The 15,265-nt window shown below is 65.8% G+C and carries 16 protein-coding genes; 7 read left to right on the top strand and 9 right to left on the bottom strand.

Translation table 11 applies throughout. From position 1 onward, the window contains the following. Nucleotide 1: 1 nt before the first annotated feature. The 6 genes from ACEN9H_RS29950 to ACEN9H_RS29925 form a co-directional block, all read right to left on the bottom strand. On the bottom strand, nt 2–1,759 hold the full coding sequence (locus ACEN9H_RS29950) for a DUF885 domain-containing protein (protein ID WP_413673090.1): 1,758 nt from the start codon (nt 1,757–1,759) through the stop codon (nt 2–4). A 70-nt stretch (nt 1,760–1,829) separates the two neighbouring features. After that, nucleotides 1,830–2,657: a peptide chain release factor N(5)-glutamine methyltransferase gene (prmC, locus tag ACEN9H_RS29945; protein ID WP_413673089.1), complete on the bottom strand. Its 828-nt coding sequence runs from the start codon at nt 2,655–2,657 to the stop codon at nt 1,830–1,832. Then, entirely contained in the window at nt 2,657–3,127 is a 471-nt protein-coding gene (locus ACEN9H_RS29940) for a disulfide bond formation protein B (RefSeq protein WP_413673088.1), read from the bottom strand. The genes prmC and ACEN9H_RS29940 overlap by 1 nt, the downstream gene beginning before the upstream one ends. Nucleotides 3,128–3,254: 127 nt before the next feature. Next, nucleotides 3,255–4,331, bottom strand: coding sequence for a peptide chain release factor 1 (prfA, locus tag ACEN9H_RS29935; protein ID WP_056133989.1), 1,077 nt, complete (start codon nt 4,329–4,331; stop codon nt 3,255–3,257). Between the two features lie 75 nt (nt 4,332–4,406). Next, nucleotides 4,407–5,681, bottom strand: coding sequence for a glutamyl-tRNA reductase (gene hemA / locus ACEN9H_RS29930; RefSeq protein ID WP_413673087.1), 1,275 nt, complete (start codon nt 5,679–5,681; stop codon nt 4,407–4,409). A gap of 53 nt (nt 5,682–5,734) precedes the next feature. Further along, nucleotides 5,735–6,424, bottom strand: coding sequence for a response regulator transcription factor (locus tag ACEN9H_RS29925; protein ID WP_056133996.1), 690 nt, complete (start codon nt 6,422–6,424; stop codon nt 5,735–5,737). 210 nt (nt 6,425–6,634) lie between these two features. On the opposite strand from ACEN9H_RS29925, the gene ACEN9H_RS29920 reads away from it, so the two are divergent. After that, nucleotides 6,635–7,141, top strand: coding sequence for a DUF697 domain-containing protein (locus tag ACEN9H_RS29920; protein WP_056133999.1), 507 nt, complete (start codon nt 6,635–6,637; stop codon nt 7,139–7,141). A 27-nt stretch (nt 7,142–7,168) separates the two neighbouring features. Here the strand turns inward: ACEN9H_RS29920 and minE are convergent, their stop codons facing one another. From minE to minC, 3 genes are read right to left on the bottom strand one after another with little or no spacing between them, the layout of a single operon-like run. After that, nucleotides 7,169–7,420, bottom strand: coding sequence for a cell division topological specificity factor MinE (gene minE / locus ACEN9H_RS29915; RefSeq protein WP_036231293.1), 252 nt, complete (start codon nt 7,418–7,420; stop codon nt 7,169–7,171). 1 nt (nt 7,421) lies between these two features. Then, entirely contained in the window at nt 7,422–8,237 is an 816-nt protein-coding gene (gene minD / locus ACEN9H_RS29910; RefSeq protein ID WP_056134002.1) for a septum site-determining protein MinD, read from the bottom strand. Nucleotides 8,238–8,290: 53 nt separating this feature from the next. After that, nucleotides 8,291–9,073, bottom strand: a complete 783-nt coding sequence (gene minC / locus ACEN9H_RS29905) for a septum site-determining protein MinC (protein ID WP_413673086.1) — start codon at nt 9,071–9,073, stop codon at nt 8,291–8,293. Between the two features lie 387 nt (nt 9,074–9,460). Here minC and ACEN9H_RS29900 point away from each other — a divergent pair, with 387 nt between their 5' ends. The 6 genes from ACEN9H_RS29900 (at nt 9,461) to pip (ending at nt 15,253) form a co-directional block, all read left to right on the top strand. Continuing rightward, nucleotides 9,461–10,639: an acetyl-CoA C-acetyltransferase gene (locus ACEN9H_RS29900; RefSeq protein ID WP_413673085.1), complete on the top strand. Its 1,179-nt coding sequence runs from the start codon at nt 9,461–9,463 to the stop codon at nt 10,637–10,639. A gap of 78 nt (nt 10,640–10,717) precedes the next feature. Beyond that, nucleotides 10,718–11,458: an acetoacetyl-CoA reductase gene (gene phbB / locus ACEN9H_RS29895; RefSeq protein WP_056134010.1), complete on the top strand. Its 741-nt coding sequence runs from the start codon at nt 10,718–10,720 to the stop codon at nt 11,456–11,458. Between the two features lie 62 nt (nt 11,459–11,520). Further along, nucleotides 11,521–12,246 carry an AAA family ATPase gene (locus tag ACEN9H_RS29890; RefSeq protein ID WP_371770459.1) on the top strand — a complete coding sequence of 242 codons (726 nt, stop codon included), beginning with the start codon at nt 11,521–11,523 and terminating at the stop codon, nt 12,244–12,246. A gap of 296 nt (nt 12,247–12,542) precedes the next feature. After that, complete coding sequence (locus tag ACEN9H_RS29885; protein WP_056134013.1) at nt 12,543–12,929, top strand: DUF2750 domain-containing protein; 387 nt, start codon at nt 12,543–12,545, stop codon at nt 12,927–12,929. Continuing rightward, nucleotides 12,926–14,245, top strand: a complete 1,320-nt coding sequence (locus ACEN9H_RS29880) for an amino acid deaminase (RefSeq protein WP_413673084.1) — start codon at nt 12,926–12,928, stop codon at nt 14,243–14,245. Before ACEN9H_RS29885 ends, ACEN9H_RS29880 begins: the two co-directional genes overlap by 4 nt. A 51-nt stretch (nt 14,246–14,296) precedes the next feature. Then, entirely contained in the window at nt 14,297–15,253 is a 957-nt protein-coding gene (gene pip, locus ACEN9H_RS29875) for a prolyl aminopeptidase (RefSeq protein WP_056134018.1), read from the top strand. The last annotated feature ends 12 nt before the right edge of the window (nt 15,254–15,265 follow it).

Below are 15,265 nucleotides of genomic sequence, written 5' to 3'. Positions count from 1 at the left end.
GTTAATTCACCAGGTCAGGTTCCGGGACATTCTGCGCCGCGATCCAGCGGTCGATGCGCTTTTCCAGCAGGTCCAGCGGCACGGCGCCGTTTTCCAGCACGGCGTCGTGGAAGGCGCGGACGTCGAAGCGCGGACCCAGCGCCGCCTGCGCCCGCGCGCGCAGCGCGGCGATGCGCAGCTGGCCGATTTTATACGCCAGCGCCTGGCCCGGCTGGGCGATCATGCGGTCGACTTCGACCTCGTTGTCGGACGGCGGATTGGCCGTGTTCGCGTTCAGCCAGTCCACGGCCTGCTGGCGCGGCCAGCCCAGCGCGTGGATGCCGGTGTCGACGACGAGCCGCGCGGCGCGCAGCTGCTCGTCGGCCAGGCGGCCGAATTGCGAGAACGGATCGCGCATCAGGCCGAGCGTCGGCCCCAGGCTCTCCGCATACAGCGCCCAGCCTTCGCCGAAGGCCGGATACCAGGCGTGGCGGCGGAATGCCGGCAGGCCGTCGATGGCGTGGGCGCGCGCGACCTGCAGGTGGTGGCCGGGGATGCCCTCGTGCAGGGCGAGCGTCTCGACTTCCCATAGCGGTCGCGTGTCCAGGCGGCTCGTGTTGACGGCGAGGGCCGCGACCCGCTCCGGCGTGCCCGCTTCGTAATAGGCGCCGCCCTGAGTATCGGCGCCCGCCTGCTGCACGGGTTTGACGGCCAGTTCTTCCTGCGGGATCGTGCCGAACTGCGTGGGCAACTGGGCCTGGACGCGCGCGATGGTGCGGCGGTAGCGGTCCAGCAGCGCGTCCGCGTTCGTCGGGAACAGGCGCGGATCGCTGCGCACGAACGCGACGAATTGCGGATAACTCCCTTTGAAACCCGTGCGCGCTGCCGTCGCTTCCATCTCGGCGCGCAGGCGCGCCACTTCCTTGATACCCAGCGCGTGGATCTCGGCCGGCGCCAGCGTGGTGGTCGTCGCAGCCTTGACGAGATACGCGTACCACGCCGCGCCGCCGGGCAGGCCGGATGCGCCGATGGTCGTGCGCGCGGCCGGCAGGTAGTCGCTGCGCACGAAGTCTTCCAGCTTTTGCAGCGCACCTGCCGCCGTGCGCAGGGCGGCCGCGCCATCGGTCGCGAGCCGCGCGCGCGCGTCCTCGTCGATGGTCGCGGGCAGGCGCTGGAACGGCGCGCCGAGGGCGCCATCCTGCACGTGCTCGCGCATCGTCCGCAACTGCGCGGGCAGGCCGGCCATGATGGACTTCGGCGCCGTCCAGCCGGTGCGCATCCCCTCGCGCATCTGCTCGATGATGCCGTCGACGTGGCGGGGCAGAGCGTTCAACCGCGCGATGTAGTTGCGGTAGTCGTCTTCCGTGAAGAAGGGCATCTGCGCGACCAGTTGCGGGAAGCGGATCTGCAGGCCGTCCTGCGCGCTGACCGGCTGCGGGTCGAACGCAACGAACGCGGCGCGCGCGAGGATGCGTTCCTGGTCGCCCGTGAACAGGTCCCAGGAGAGGCGGTCCTGGCCGGCCAGCTGTGCGCGGTCGATCTGGCGCGCGAGGTCGAGCATGCGCCGCGCGTGCTCGACGATGGCCGTCTGCTCCGCGAGCGAGGTGTCGGCCAGCAGCGCGTCGTAGCGGTGGTCGCCGACGCTCGTGGCGAATTCGGGCCGGTGCTTGAGGCGCCATTGCCAGTCGCGCTCGAACAGGGCTTGCGCCGGGTCGGCGCTGTCCGCCGCGAATGCAACGAGCGGGCCGAGCAGGATGAGAGTCGCGAACAGTCGACGCATCGTGTTGGCTTCCGGGTGGTGGACCCGAAATTGTAACAAACGGGGCGTCCGGAGCGCGCCGGGGAGACGATCAGCCGAACCGGCCGCCGCTCACGCGCTCGATCCCGGCCAGGTCCTGCCAGCTTTGCACGTCGGTGAAGCCGGCGACCGCCAGCAGCGCGCGCACGGCCGCCGCCTGGTCGTAGCCGTGCTCGAGCAGCAGCCAGCCGCCCGGCGCGAGGTGGCGCGCGCTGCCCTGGATGATGATGCGCAGCGCGGACAGGCCGTCCGCATGGTCCGTCAGCGCGCCGACCGGTTCGAAGCGCAAATCGCCCTGGACGAGGTGCTCGTCGCCGGCCGCGATATAGGGCGGGTTGGAGGCGATGACGTCGAAGGTTTCCCCGGCGGCGAGCGCATCGAACCAGCTGCTCTCCAAGAAGCGCACGCGCGCGCCGTTGGCGGCCGCATTCGCCTGGGCGACGGCCAGCGCGTCCGGGCTGACGTCCAGCGCGGTGACGTCGGCATCCGGCCGCGTGTGCGCGACGGCGACGGCGATGGCGCCGCTTCCGGTCCCCATGTCGAGCAGGCGCGGTGCGTTGTCCGGCAGGCGCTCGAGTGACAGTTCGACGATCAGTTCCGTGTCCGGGCGGGGAATCAGCACGGCGGGGCCGACCTGGAAATCGAGGCCGAAGAATTCGCGCCGGCCGACGATGTAGGCGATCGGTTCGCCGCGCAGCCGGCGCGCCACGAGATCGTCCAGGCGCGACGCTTCGTCCGGCGTGAGGGCGCGGTCGCCCTGCGTGATCAACTGGACGCGGGTAAGACCCGTCGCCTCGCACAGGAGGATACGGTTTTCCAGCGGGTCGAGCGGCAGGCTTGCCTGCACGGCCGCGATGGTGGCGCCGGGCTGGATGGTCATCAGCGCGCGCGCCGCACCAGCACCCAGACGAGGGCCAGCGTGAGGATCGTGAACCACACGGCCGACCACTGCGGCACGTTCAGGCCGAACACGGTCTCCTGCGCCGCTTCGCACAGGCCGTCGGCGCGGAACAGGCCGGGCAACAGGGTCGCGGTCGGGATCTTGTTGAGCGTCGTCTGCATCGGATCGATGCCGCACGAAAAGCCCGGGTGCGCCAGCACGTACAAATGCTTGCCGACATAGCCGAGGCCGCCCAGCGCGCACAGCAGCGCGAGCCCGGCGCCGGCCTTGATCTTGTCGGCGAAGGCGCCGACCAGGCTGAAGATCGCGATGCCGAGGTAGAGGTAGCGCTGGATCACGCACAGCGGGCAGGGCAGCAGGCCCTTCACGTGCTGGAGATACAGGGCCGCACCGATCAGGGCGATGCTGACGGCGGCGATGGCGAGCAGGAGATTGCGGGACGAGGACATGGGCTTCCTGGTTGAGGTCGAAAAGGATATTTTCAGTCTAGCAACTTATAACCGTCTTAATACCGGGGTCAGAGCCCGATTTTTGGAAATTTCCCAAAAACGGGCTCTGACCCCGGTTTGTGGTTGATCAATCCCCCAGCGCTGCCAATTGTTCGGCCTGGTGCTCGGCCGACAGGGCGTTCGTCAGTTCGGCCAGGTCGCCGTCCATGATCATGTCCAGTTTATAGAGCGTCAGGTTGATGCGGTGGTCGGTCAGGCGGCCCTGCGGGAAGTTGTAGGTGCGGATACGCTCGCTGCGGTCGCCCGAGCCGATCAGGCTTTTACGGGTTGCCGCTTCCTTGCTCTGCTGCTCGCGCAATTGCACGTCCTTGATGCGCGCGGCGAGGACTTTCATGGCCTGCGCCTTGTTCTTGTGCTGGCTGCGGTCGTCCTGGCATTCGACGACGATGCCGGTCGGCAGGTGCGTCAGGCGGACGGCGGAATCCGTCTTGTTGATGTGCTGGCCGCCGGCGCCCGAAGCGCGGTAGGTGTCGATGCGCAGGTCGGCCGGATTGATCTGCACGTCCTCCACTTCGTCCGCCTCCGGCATCACGGCGACGGTGCAGGCGGAGGTGTGGATGCGGCCCTGCGTCTCCGTCGCCGGCACGCGCTGCACGCGGTGGCCGCCCGACTCGAATTTCAGTTTCGAGTAGGCGCCCTGGCCGACGATGCGCACGATGACTTCGCGGTAGCCGCCCAGGTCGGACGGCGATTCCGACACCATCTCCACCTGCCAGCGGTTGCGCTCCGCGTAGCGCGTGTACATGCGCAGCAGGTCGCCCGCGAACAGCGCGGATTCGTCGCCGCCCGTGCCGGCGCGGATCTCGAGGAAGATGTTGCGCTCGTCGTTCTCGTCCTTCGGCAGCAGCATCTTCTGCAGCTCGAGATCCAGTTCCGCCATGCGCGCCTTCGCCGCGTCGATCTCGTCCTGCGCGAATTCCTTCATGTCCGGGTCGGCGAGCATCTCCTGCGCGGCGTCGATGTCGGCCTGCGCGGTCTGGTACTGGCGGTAGACGGCCACCAGCGGGCTCAGTTCGGCGTGTTCGCGATTCAGCTTGCGGAAGCTGTCCATGTTCGCGGTGGCGCCTTCGGACATCAGGAGTTCGTCCAGTTCGACGAGGCGGTTGGCCAGTTGGTCCAGCTTGGCCAGCATGGATGGTTTCATAGGGTGTTCTTATCGGAATGACAGCGGACAAGCCGCGGGAAGCGGCACGCGGATACGGCGGAGGAGTGCAGGCCGCTAACGGCGGCCGCGGAACAGCTGGGGCAGCAAACTCGCGAGGCGGGCGCGTTCGTCGCCCTGGGCGCGGTGCAGGGCCTGTTGCGGGCCGTGCAGGAATTTCGCGGTGAGGCCCTTCGACAGGGCGTCGAGCACCGTCTCGATGTCTTCGCCCTTGGCGAGCAGCTTGCGCGCCCGTTCCAGTTCGGCCAGGCGCATCGCTTCGCTCGATTCGTGCATGTCGCGGATGACGGGCACCACGGCGCGGTCGCCGATCCAGTGCATGAACGACTGCACGCGTGTCTCGATGATGGCCTCGGCCTGGGCGACGGCGGCCTGGCGGCTTTCGACGCCGGTGCGCACCACCTCGGCCAGGTCGTCGACCGTGTACAGGAACACGTCGTTCAGGCGGCCCACTTCCGGCTCGATGTCGCGCGGGACGGCCAGGTCGACCATGAACATCGGCCGGTGCCGGCGCGCCTTGATGGCGCGTTCGACGAGGCCCTTGCCGATCAGCGGCAAGGTGGAGCCGGTGGAGGCGATGACGACGTCGAACTGCGCCAGGCGTTCGGAAAGGTCGGCGAGACCGATCGCGCTGCCGTTGAAGCGCGCCGCCAGCGCTTCGCCGCGCGCCAGCGTGCGGTTGGCGATCGTGATCGACTTTGGATTGTGGGCGGCGAAGTGCGTCGCGCACAGCTCGATCATCTCGCCGGCGCCGATGAAGAGGACGTTCTGCTCGCTGACGCGATCGAAGATGCGTTCCGACAGGCGCACGGCGGCGGCGGCCATCGACACGCTGTGCGCGCCGATCTCGGTCGTCGAGCGCACTTCCTTCGCCACGGCGAAGCTGCGCTGGAACAGCTGGTGCAGATAGGTGCCGAGGCCGCCCGCCTCGTCGGCAACGCGCACGGCATCCTTCATCTGGCCGAGGATCTGGGCCTCGCCCAGCACCATCGAATCGAGGCCGGAGGCGACGCGGAATGCGTGGCGCACGGCGTCGTGCTGCGGCAGCATGTACAAATGCGGGCGCAGGTCGGCGAAATTCAGGTCGTGGTAATCCGCGAGAAAGCGCGCGGATGCATCGAGCGGGTCGGGTGCGCAGCTGGCGGCGTACATCTCGGTGCGGTTGCACGTGGAGAGCAGCGCCGCTTCGTCTTCGCCGCGGGTATTAAATCTTGAAAACCACCCGCGCGCCGCCTGCACCGCGTCGCCCAGCTGCTCAGGCGCCAGCGCCAGTTGCTCGCGCAGCGAGACCGGTGCTGTGGTGTGATTGAGGCCGACGGCGAGCAGTTGCATGGGTGATCAAAAATTGGGCAGCGCGCCCATTATACCCCTACAGCGTCAGGGTTTCACGCGCCCAGCTTTTCCAGCCTGTAGCCGTAGCTATATACCGGCACGAGGCGGAAACCGTTCTCCGGACGCAGGCGCAGTTTGTTGCGGACGCGCGAAACGTGGGTGTCCATCGTACGCGACGGGACGGCCGTTTCGCGCACCCAGATCGATTCGTGGATGTACGCACGCGACAGCGGACGGCCCAGGTTGCGGAAAAACAGCAGCGCCAGGTTGAATTCCTTGTGCGTGACGTCGATCTGCTCGCCGTCCATCATCAGGCGGCCCGGGCGGGTCTCGAACACGTACGGACCGAACTGTAACTGTTCGGCACCATTCTGCGACGGGTACGCCCGGCGCAGCAGGGCCTGCGTGCGTGCGACCAGCTCGCCGCGGCGCAGCGGCTTGACGAGGTAGTCGTCGGCACCGGCCGTGACGCCGGCCACGATGTCGTCTTCGGCCGAGCTGCCGGCCAGGAACATCGTCGGGGTATTCGGCGCCAGTTTTTCCTTGGCGCGGCGCAGGAGTTCCGCCGCCGGGACGTCGGTCACTTGCCAGTCGACGATCAGCAGGTCGGTGCTGTCCTTGCGGAGTTGCCCCAGCAATTCTTTACCACTGTCAAATGCTTGACAGCTGTGCCCAGCTCCGTTCAGAACTTGGCAGATGAGTTCTGCCTGGGTCGTGTCGTTGTCCAGTACGGATATTCTCATGATGTTCAGGCTGTCTCGGCTGTGGGACTGTAGGACGTCACTGTAGGAACATTCCTACAATGTCACTAAATATATCAGACTTTTAAAACGCAAAGCTACCGATGCCTCAGATAAATTCACATTTTCGTTGGGAAATTGCGTCATAGTTGTGTCAGGCCGGAGACAAACTCCCGGTTACACTGGCTTCAACATTGTGGTTGAGGAGCTAACATGTTCAAGAAGAAGAGTCAGGACGGCGAATTGGCCCTGTTGCCGGTCTCCAGCGAGGACATCGAACGCGTGCGCGAACGCTGCCGCGGCCTCGTGCGCAAGCGCGCGGCCATTTCGGCGGGCGTATCCGTGATCCCGGTGCCGGGCGTGGACATCGTCGCGGACCTGTCCAGCTTTGCCGTCATGGTGGAAGAGATCAACCGGGCGTTCGGCCTGTCGCCGGAGCAGATCGACCGACTGCAGCCGCGCATGCGCATCGCCACTTACCAGGCCGTGGCGGCCATCGGCAGTACGCTCGTGGGCAAGATCGTGACGAAGGAACTGGTGCTGAAGCTGTTACAGAAGTCGGGTGCCAAGCTGGCGGCCAAGTCGGCGGCGAAGATCGTGCCGCTGGCGGGGCAGGTCGCGTCGGCCGCGATCGGCTTTGCGTTATTCAGGCAGATGGGCTACCAGCACATCGACGCCTGCACGCGCGTCGCGCGCGAGGTGGCAGCCGCGCCGGCGTGAACACCCCGGCGCGGCGGAAAGACGGAATCAGGCGTCCGGCAGGACGACGTTGACGTCGAGCACTTCCAGGTTGCCCTGGCGGTCGAGGGAAATCTTGATGTCCTCGGCGTTGACCTTGGTGTACTTGGAGATCACTTCGATCAGCTCGCGGTGCAGGGCGGGCAGGAAGTCCGGTCCGCCGCGGCCGCTGCGTTCGCGGGCGATGATGATCTGCAGCCTTTCCTTGGCCGCCGTCGCGCTTTTCTGATTCTTGGGAAACAGGAATGAGAGCAGAGGCATGTCACTTCGCTCCGAACAGACGCTGCAGGAAGCCCGGCTTTTCGTAACTGGTGAAGCGCAGCGGGATCTCTTCGCCCAGGAAGCGGGACACGACGTCCTGGTAGGCCTGGGCCACGTCGGTATCCTTGAAGTGGATGGCCGGGTTGCCCTGGTTCGACGCGTGCAGCACGGCTTCCGATTCCGGAATGATGCCGAGCAGGGGGATGCGCAGGATTTCCTGCACGTCCTGGTACGACAGCATTTCGTCGTTTTCCACGCGGCGCGGCGAGTAGCGGGTGATCAAGAGGTGTTCCTTGACCGGTTCGCCGCCGCTCTGGGCGCGGCGCGACTTGGCTTGCAGGATGCCGAGGATGCGGTCGGAATCGCGCACGGACGAGACTTCCGGGTTGGTGACGATCAGCGCCTCGTCGGCGAACGTCAGCGCCATCAGGGCGCCGTGCTCGATGCCGGCCGGCGAGTCGCAGATGATGAACTCGAAGTCCATCTTGACCAGCTCGTTCAGCACGTTTTCCACGCCTTCTTCCGACAGCGCGTCCTTGTCGCGCGTCTGCGAAGCCGGCAGGATGAACAGGTTGTCGCAGTGCTTGTCCTTGATCAGGGCCTGGGTCAGGCTCGCTTCGCCGTTGATGACGTTGATCAGGTCGTACACGACGCGGCGTTCGCAACCCATGATCAGGTCGAGGTTGCGCAGGCCGACGTCGAAATCGATGACGACGGTCTTGTGGCCGCGCAGTGCGAGGCCGGTCGAGAAGCTTGCGCTCGAGGTGGTCTTGCCCACACCACCTTTACCGGACGTTACAACGATAATTCTTGCCATGAAAAAACTGTGTCCTTTTCAGTATCTGGTCAGTGCTGGTACAGGGGCGCGCCTTAATTGCGGGTCGCCGAACCCAGCGATGATATATCGATTCGGTCGCCGACCAAACGGATTTGTGCCGGCTGGCGTGCGACCTCTGCCGGGAAACCTTCGTCGAACGTCCGGTAAACGCCCGCGATCGACACCAGTTCTGGTTGTAACTGCAGCGCGAAGATGCGCGCGCCCGCATTGCCCGACGCCCCCGCCAGCGCGCGGCCGTGCAGCGGCGCGTACACGTGGATGCTGCCGTCGGCGATGAGCTCGGCGCCATTGTTCACGACGGCGGTCACGATCAGGTCGGTGCCGCGCGCGTAGATGCGCTGACCGGCACGGACCGGCGTGTCGACGATCATCGCGTGCACCGGTGCCGCAGGGGCCGGCGCGGGCGATGGTGCAGATTCGGCGGTGGGCTCTGCCGCTTCGACCGGTGCCGCGGGCATCTCCCGTTCGCGGCCGGCGCTCGTTTGCAAGCCGCTGGTGCCGTCGTCCAGGAACAGGTCGTGGGCGCGGATCACATCGTGCAGCGCGGCCGGCGCGCCGCGCACGGCGACGGCGTTCAGGCGGTACTTCCTGAGCAGCGCGACCAGCGCCTCCCAATCGATGTGCGCGGCGTCGTCGGCGATGCCGGCGACGTCGATGACGGCAAATTCATCCTCGAAAAAATCCGACACACCCCCGGTCATCTGCTTCAGCGCGGCATCGATCGCGATCGGATCGGCCGAATGCAGGATGGTCGAAATGGCCACGACCGTGGAGATCTTGATTTCGATGGGCAGGGAGCTCGAGCTTTTGGGCATAAATCAATGTGGTTGGCTTAGCCCGTGCATTCTACTGTGAAATTTCACTCAACGGAAAAGGGTTTTGGCTCAGGTTTGGATGACTGGAAACTCCTGTTTCCTGAACAAAAATAATGTCTGATAAAGATGCTCAGCCTTAAGCAAAATCAATAAAAAGGCTGTTTTTTCCGATGAATAAGCTGATAAGATTGATTTTGCTTAAACAAGATTTAAGCGAGGTCACTAATATTGTTGGCTTTCTGTCCAAGCTTGAGCGGAGAATGCGATTCCTCAAGCGCGCGTTGTGCTGGTTTTCGAATTCTTCCAGGCCTGGGCAGAAAAAGGCCGACAGCAGGGCTGTCCACTCATTGAACCCCGGCCGCTGGGGCCGGGATACCGGAGATTGATATGGAAGATGTCGTAATCGTGGCCGCCGGCCGTACTGCAATCGGCAAGTTCGGTGGCACGCTCTCAAAAATTCCGGCTGCCGAGCTAGGCGCCCAGGTCATCAAGCACCTGCTGACGAAGACCGGCATCGACCCGGCCGCGGTCAGCGAAGTCATCATGGGCCAGGTCCTGACGGCCGGCGTCGGCCAGAACCCGGCCCGCCAGGCGGTCATCAAGAGCGGCCTGCCGGACAAGGTGCCGGCGTTCACCCTGAACATGGTGTGCGGTTCCGGCCTGCGCGCCACCCACCTGGCGGCCCAGGCCATCAAGTGCGGCGACGCCTCGATCGTGATCGCCGGCGGCCAGGAGAACATGAGCGCCTCGCCGCACGTGCTGAACGGTTCGCGCGACGGCTTCCGCATGGGCGATGCCAAGCTGACCGACACGATGATCGTCGACGGCCTGTGGGATGTCTACAACCAGTACCACATGGGCGTGACGGCCGAGAACGTCGCGCGCAAGTACGACATCTCGCGCCAGGAACAGGACGAATTCGCGCTGCAGTCGCAGCTGAAGGCGGAAGCCGCGCAAAAGGCCGGCAAGTTCAAGGACGAGATCATCCCGATCGAGATCGCTTCCAAGAAGGGCACCACCGTGTTCGATACCGACGAGTATCCGAAGCACGGCGCCACGCTGGAAGGCCTGTCCAGCCTGCGTCCGGCCTTCAACAAGGAGGGCAGCGTCACCGCCGGCAACGCCTCCGGCCTGAACGACGGCGCCGCCGCCGTGATCATGATGTCGGCCTCGAAAGCGAAGGAACTGGGCCTGACCCCGATCGCCCGCATCAAGGCGTATTCGTCGGCCGGCCTGGACCCGGCCATCATGGGCATGGGCCCCGTCGACGCCGCCCGCCAGGCGCTGGAAAAGGCCGGCTGGAAGCACGAAGAAGTCGACCTGATGGAAATCAACGAAGCCTTCGCCGCCCAGGCCGTCGCCGTCAACAAGCAGATGGGCTGGGACACGTCGAAGATCAACGTCAACGGCGGCGCGATCGCGCTGGGCCACCCGATCGGCGCCTCGGGCGCGCGCGTGCTGGTGAGCCTGCTGCACGAAATGGTCCGCCGCGACGCCAAGAAGGGCCTCGCTGCCCTGTGCATCGGCGGCGGCATGGGCGTTGCCCTGGCAGTCGAGCGCGATTAAACACCGCACGGCGCCACCGCTGGGGCGCCGTGCCGGTAACCGTAGTTAACAAGTGTGTGCAAAAACTAGGAGAAGACAATGGCTAGAGTGGCATTAGTGACCGGCGGCATGGGCGGCCTGGGTGAAGCGATCTGCATCAAGCTGGCGGCGCTCGGCTACAAGGTCGTGACGACGTACTCGCCGGGCAGCAAGAAAGCGGAAGGCTGGCTTGCTGCGATGCGCGAACAGGGCCATGACTTCAAGGCGTACGAATGCGACGTGTCCGATTACGACTCCGCCCAGGCCTGCGTGGCCAAGGTCGTGCAGGAAGTCGGCGCCGTCGACGTGCTGGTCAACAACGCCGGTATCACGCGCGACATGACTTTCAAGAAGATGGACAAGGTCAACTGGGATGCGGTCATGAAGACCAACCTGGATTCCGTGTTCAACATGACCAAGCCCGTCGCCGACGGCATGGTCGAGCGCGGCTGGGGCCGCATCATCAACATCTCGTCCGTCAACGGCCAGAAGGGCGCGTTCGGCCAGACCAACTACTCGGCGGCCAAGGCCGGCATCCACGGCTTCACGAAGGCCCTGGCGCTGGAAGTGGCGCGCAAGGGCGTCACCGTGAACACCATCTCGCCGGGCTACATCGGCACCAAGATGGTCACCGACATCCCGGCCGAAGTGCTGGAATCGAAGATCCTGCCGCAGATCCCGATGGGCCGCCTGGGCAAGCCGGAAGAAGTGGCCGGCCTGGTCGCGTACCTGTCGTCGGACGAAGCCGCCTTCGTCACCGGCGCCAACATCGCCATCAACGGCGGCCAGCACATGCAGTAAGCGGCCGCGCTTGCGACGCATCGACACCGCCTCCGGGCGGTGTTTTATTTTCCGGAGCAACCATGCCGCCGCTTACCGCCAAGCCTTACCTGCGTTCCGTCCAGGTCGATCCGCAGGCCGACATCGACCTGGAACGCTATCCGTTCACGATTCCGGCCGTGCGCGAGCTGGGCGTGCTCGAGCCGCATCCGGACGTCACTTTTTTCGTCGGCGAGAACGGCGCGGGCAAGTCCACTGTGCTGGAAGCGATCGCCGTGGCGCTGGGGTTGCCCGCGGAGGGCGGGACGAAGAACGTGTATCGGGAGCAGCAGGACGTGTCGCCGCTGCAGCACGTTCTGAAGGTCGCCAGGGGCTGGCGCTGGCCACGCAACAGTTATTTTCTGCGTGCGGAAAGCCTGTTCAATGTGTTCACCTATCTCGATGACCTCGGGCCCGATCCCCGCGGGCGGCCTTCGTTGCACCTGCGCTCGCATGGTGAAGCGTTCATGGCCGTGCTGCAGGATTTCAAAGGCGAAGGCTTTTATCTGCTGGATGAACCGGAAGCCGCGCTGTCCCCGAACCGCCAGCTGGCCGCGCTGACCGTCATCGACCGGCTCGTGAAGGAGGGCGCGCAATTCATCATCGCGACCCATTCGCCGATCCTGCTCGCGTACCCGCGCGCGAAGATCCTCAGTTTCGACGGCACGGGCATCGCCGAGATCAGCTACGAAGATACAGAACACTACGCCGTCACGCGCGACTTCCTGAACCACTACCCGCGCCGCCTGCAACAATTGCTCGACGACTAATGACCAGATTCGGGGTCAGAGCACATTTTTTCTGAAATTCGGGGTCAGAGCCATTTTTCGTCATATGTGTAAAAGCGACGAGGTTGCATCGTTCCCGTGACGTACGCATCGAGTAGAGCACATCAAGGGGACAATCTTCCCCGCAGACCATGTTTCGAAAAAGTGCTCTGACCCCGAATTTGCAGTGAAATGTGCTCTGACCCCGAATGAAGCGGGCTGGCTTGCGCGCCGTGCAGGGGCCAAGGTGTCGTATGCTCGTCCCGACGGCCGCCGCCGGGCGCGCGTGGGGAAAGTGAATGATCGATGCTGAACAAGTGAAGGCCGTGGTGCGCCTGCCGGCGCCGCAGCGCTATGAATATTTCGTCAAGCGGGTGGCCGCGTCGGGTACCGTGTGGGGCCTGTACCGCAACGGCTGGGCGCTGGCGAAGAAGGACGACGGCACGCTCGTGTTCGCGATGTGGCCGGACGAGGAGTTCGCGCGGCTGTGCGCGGAATTCGAATGGGATGGCTATGAACCGCAAGCCTTTTCGCTGGACGAGCTATTATCCGAGCTGCTGCCCCAGCTGCAGCAGGACGACCTCCTGCCCGGCATCTTCCGCACGCCCGGGTCGAAAGGCGTGATGCCGACGCCGGGCCTGCTGCGCGTCGACCTCGAGGACGAGTTGCGAAGGGAAACACCATGAACGCATTGCCGCACGGCGCGCTGGCCTTGTCCAGCCTCGAAGAACAGATGCTGCAGCCCGGCGTGAAGGGCTTGCCGTTGACGGCGCCGCTGCGCCAGGGCGCGATCGGCGTGCAGGGCTGGAACGTGCTGCATGGCGATACGAGTTTTCCCGTCGCGCTACTGAAAACGTCCGCGCTGCGCCACAACCTCGAGTGGATGCGCGATTTCTGCGACCGCCACGGCGTGCGCATCGCGCCGCACGGGAAGACGACGATGTGCCCGCAGCTGTTCGGCGCCCAGCTCGCGAACGGCGCCTGGGGCATCACGCTGGCGAACGCCGTGCAGGTGCGGGTGGCGCACCGCTTCGGCGTGCGCCGCGTGCTCGTCGCGAACCAGCTCGTCGCGCGCAGCGACGTGCGCATGGTGCTGCAGCTGCTGCACGAGGATCCTGGCTTCGAATGCGTCGTGCTGGCCGATTCGCTCGCGGGCGTGGCGCGCCTGGCCGAGGAAGTCGATGCGCATCCGCTCACGCGTCCTTTATCCGTGCTGGTCGAACTGGGCCTGTCCGGCAAGCGCGCCGGCTGCCGCACGCCGGAGGAAGCGCTGACGGTGGCGCGGGCCATCGAGCGCGCGCCGGGCCTCGTGCTGGCCGGCTTCGAAGGCTATGAAGGCTTGCTGGTATCGGACGACCACGATGCCGACCTGCGCGCCGTGTCCAGCTTCGTCGCGCGCCTGTGCGCGCTCGTGCGCGAGGCCGACGACGAAGGCCTGTTCGGCACGCGCGAGATCCTCGTGACGGCGGGCGGCTCGTCGTACTTCGACCTCGTCGCGCGCGGCTTCCAGGAGCTGCACGGCCTGTCGCTGCCGCTCGTGCCCGTGCTGCGCAGCGGCTGCTACCTGACGAGCGACCATGGCATGTACCAGCGCCACATCGAACAACTCGACGCGCGCGAAGGCGTCAAGCCCGGCGCGGGTTTGCGGGCCGCGCTGGAGATCTGGAGCGTCGTGCAGTCGCGTCCCGAACCGGGCCTCGCGATCCTCACGATGGGCAAGCGCGACGCGTCGCACGATGCCGGCCTGCCGGTGCCGCTGTGGCACCATCGGCCCGGTCCCGGCGCCGCGCACGCGCTGCCGGACGGCTGCGAGATCGTCAAGATGAACGACCAGCACGCGTACCTGCGCCTGCCGGAAGGCCCGGTGCGCGAGATGCTCGCGGTGGGGGACCTGGTCGGCTGCGGCATCTCGCATCCGTGCACGACGTTCGACCGCTGGCCGCTGCTGCTGGCCGTGGACGACGACTACGCGGTACGCTTCGCGCTCAACACTTTCTTCTAGAATGGCCGGGCGGTAGGCTACAATCGGTTGTCGTTTTTTCGCTGACCGATCATGCCCGCCACGCCGCCGTCGCTGTTCCCGCCCATCCTCCCGAACCGTCATGGCATGCTGGCCGTGGACGACCTGCACACGATCTACTGGGAAGAAGTGGGCAACCCGAACGGCATCCCCGTCGTGTTCCTGCACGGCGGTCCGGGCGCGGGCCTGTCGCCGCAGCACCGCCGCTTCTTCGACCCGAGCACCTACCGCGTGATCCTGTTCGACCAGCGCGGCGCCGGCAAGTCGACGCCGCTGGGCGAGTGGCGCAACAACACGACGCAGCTGCTCATCGAGGATATCGAACGCCTGCGCGCCATGTTCGGCATCGAGCGCTGGCTCGTGTTCGGCGGCTCGTGGGGGTCGACCCTGGCGCTGGCCTACGGGCAGGCGCACCCGGAGCGCTGCCTCGGCTTCGTCCTGCGCGGGATCTTCCTGTGCACGCCGGCCGAGATCGAATTCTTCCTGTACGGCGTGCAGTGGTTCTATCCGGAGCTGTACGACGAATTCATCGCGCCGATTCCCGTCGAGGAACGGGGCGATTTGCTGAAGGCGTACACGAAGCGCCTGCTGTGCGACGATCCGCAGCAGTACTGGCCCGCCGCGCGCGCGTGGAGCCGCTTCGAGGGGCGCCGCGTGTTCCTGCTGCCGCAGGAAGAAGAGCACGCGTCCGACACGCTCGACCTGGGCGTGGGCCGGCTCGAATCGCACTACATGGCGCACGGCGGCTTCCTCGAACCCGACCAGCTGCTGCGCGACGTCGGCCGTATCTCCCACCTGCCGGCCGTGATCGTGCAGGGCCGCTACGACGTGATCTGCCCGCCGCTGTCCGCATACCGCCTGCACCAGGCCTGGGCCGGCTCGCGCCTGCGCATGATCCCGGACGCCGGCCACGGCGCGCTGGAAGCGGGCATCGCCCGCGCCCTCGTCGCCGCCACGGAACAGTTCAAGCGACACGGCCGTTTCGATTGAAACGACGTCGAT

Source organism: Massilia cellulosiltytica, assembly GCF_047325105.1.
In the GTDB taxonomy this organism is placed as follows: domain Bacteria; phylum Pseudomonadota; class Gammaproteobacteria; order Burkholderiales; family Burkholderiaceae_D; genus Telluria; species Telluria orientalis.
This window is presented reverse-complemented; position numbering and strand designations above follow the sequence as displayed.

Excerpts from the sequence above, each read along its gene's own strand:
- ACEN9H_RS29950 (WP_413673090.1), bottom strand. The coding sequence starts at position 1,759 with ATGCGTCGACTGTTCGCGACTCTCATCCTGCTCGGCCCGCTCGTTGCA.
- prmC (WP_413673089.1), bottom strand. The coding sequence starts at position 2,657 with ATGACCATCCAGCCCGGCGCCACCATCGCGGCCGTGCAGGCAAGCCTG.
- ACEN9H_RS29940 (WP_413673088.1), bottom strand. The coding sequence starts at position 3,127 with ATGTCCTCGTCCCGCAATCTCCTGCTCGCCATCGCCGCCGTCAGCATC.
- prfA (WP_056133989.1), bottom strand. The coding sequence starts at position 4,331 with ATGAAACCATCCATGCTGGCCAAGCTGGACCAACTGGCCAACCGCCTC.
- hemA (WP_413673087.1), bottom strand. The coding sequence starts at position 5,681 with ATGCAACTGCTCGCCGTCGGCCTCAATCACACCACAGCACCGGTCTCG.
- ACEN9H_RS29925 (WP_056133996.1), bottom strand. The coding sequence starts at position 6,424 with ATGAGAATATCCGTACTGGACAACGACACGACCCAGGCAGAACTCATC.
- ACEN9H_RS29920 (WP_056133999.1), top strand. The coding sequence starts at position 6,635 with ATGTTCAAGAAGAAGAGTCAGGACGGCGAATTGGCCCTGTTGCCGGTC.
- minE (WP_036231293.1), bottom strand. The coding sequence starts at position 7,420 with ATGCCTCTGCTCTCATTCCTGTTTCCCAAGAATCAGAAAAGCGCGACG.
- minD (WP_056134002.1), bottom strand. The coding sequence starts at position 8,237 with ATGGCAAGAATTATCGTTGTAACGTCCGGTAAAGGTGGTGTGGGCAAG.
- minC (WP_413673086.1), bottom strand. The coding sequence starts at position 9,073 with ATGCCCAAAAGCTCGAGCTCCCTGCCCATCGAAATCAAGATCTCCACG.
- ACEN9H_RS29900 (WP_413673085.1), top strand. The coding sequence starts at position 9,461 with ATGGAAGATGTCGTAATCGTGGCCGCCGGCCGTACTGCAATCGGCAAG.
- phbB (WP_056134010.1), top strand. The coding sequence starts at position 10,718 with ATGGCTAGAGTGGCATTAGTGACCGGCGGCATGGGCGGCCTGGGTGAA.
- ACEN9H_RS29890 (WP_371770459.1), top strand. The coding sequence starts at position 11,521 with ATGCCGCCGCTTACCGCCAAGCCTTACCTGCGTTCCGTCCAGGTCGAT.
- ACEN9H_RS29885 (WP_056134013.1), top strand. The coding sequence starts at position 12,543 with ATGATCGATGCTGAACAAGTGAAGGCCGTGGTGCGCCTGCCGGCGCCG.
- ACEN9H_RS29880 (WP_413673084.1), top strand. The coding sequence starts at position 12,926 with ATGAACGCATTGCCGCACGGCGCGCTGGCCTTGTCCAGCCTCGAAGAA.
- pip (WP_056134018.1), top strand. The coding sequence starts at position 14,297 with ATGCCCGCCACGCCGCCGTCGCTGTTCCCGCCCATCCTCCCGAACCGT.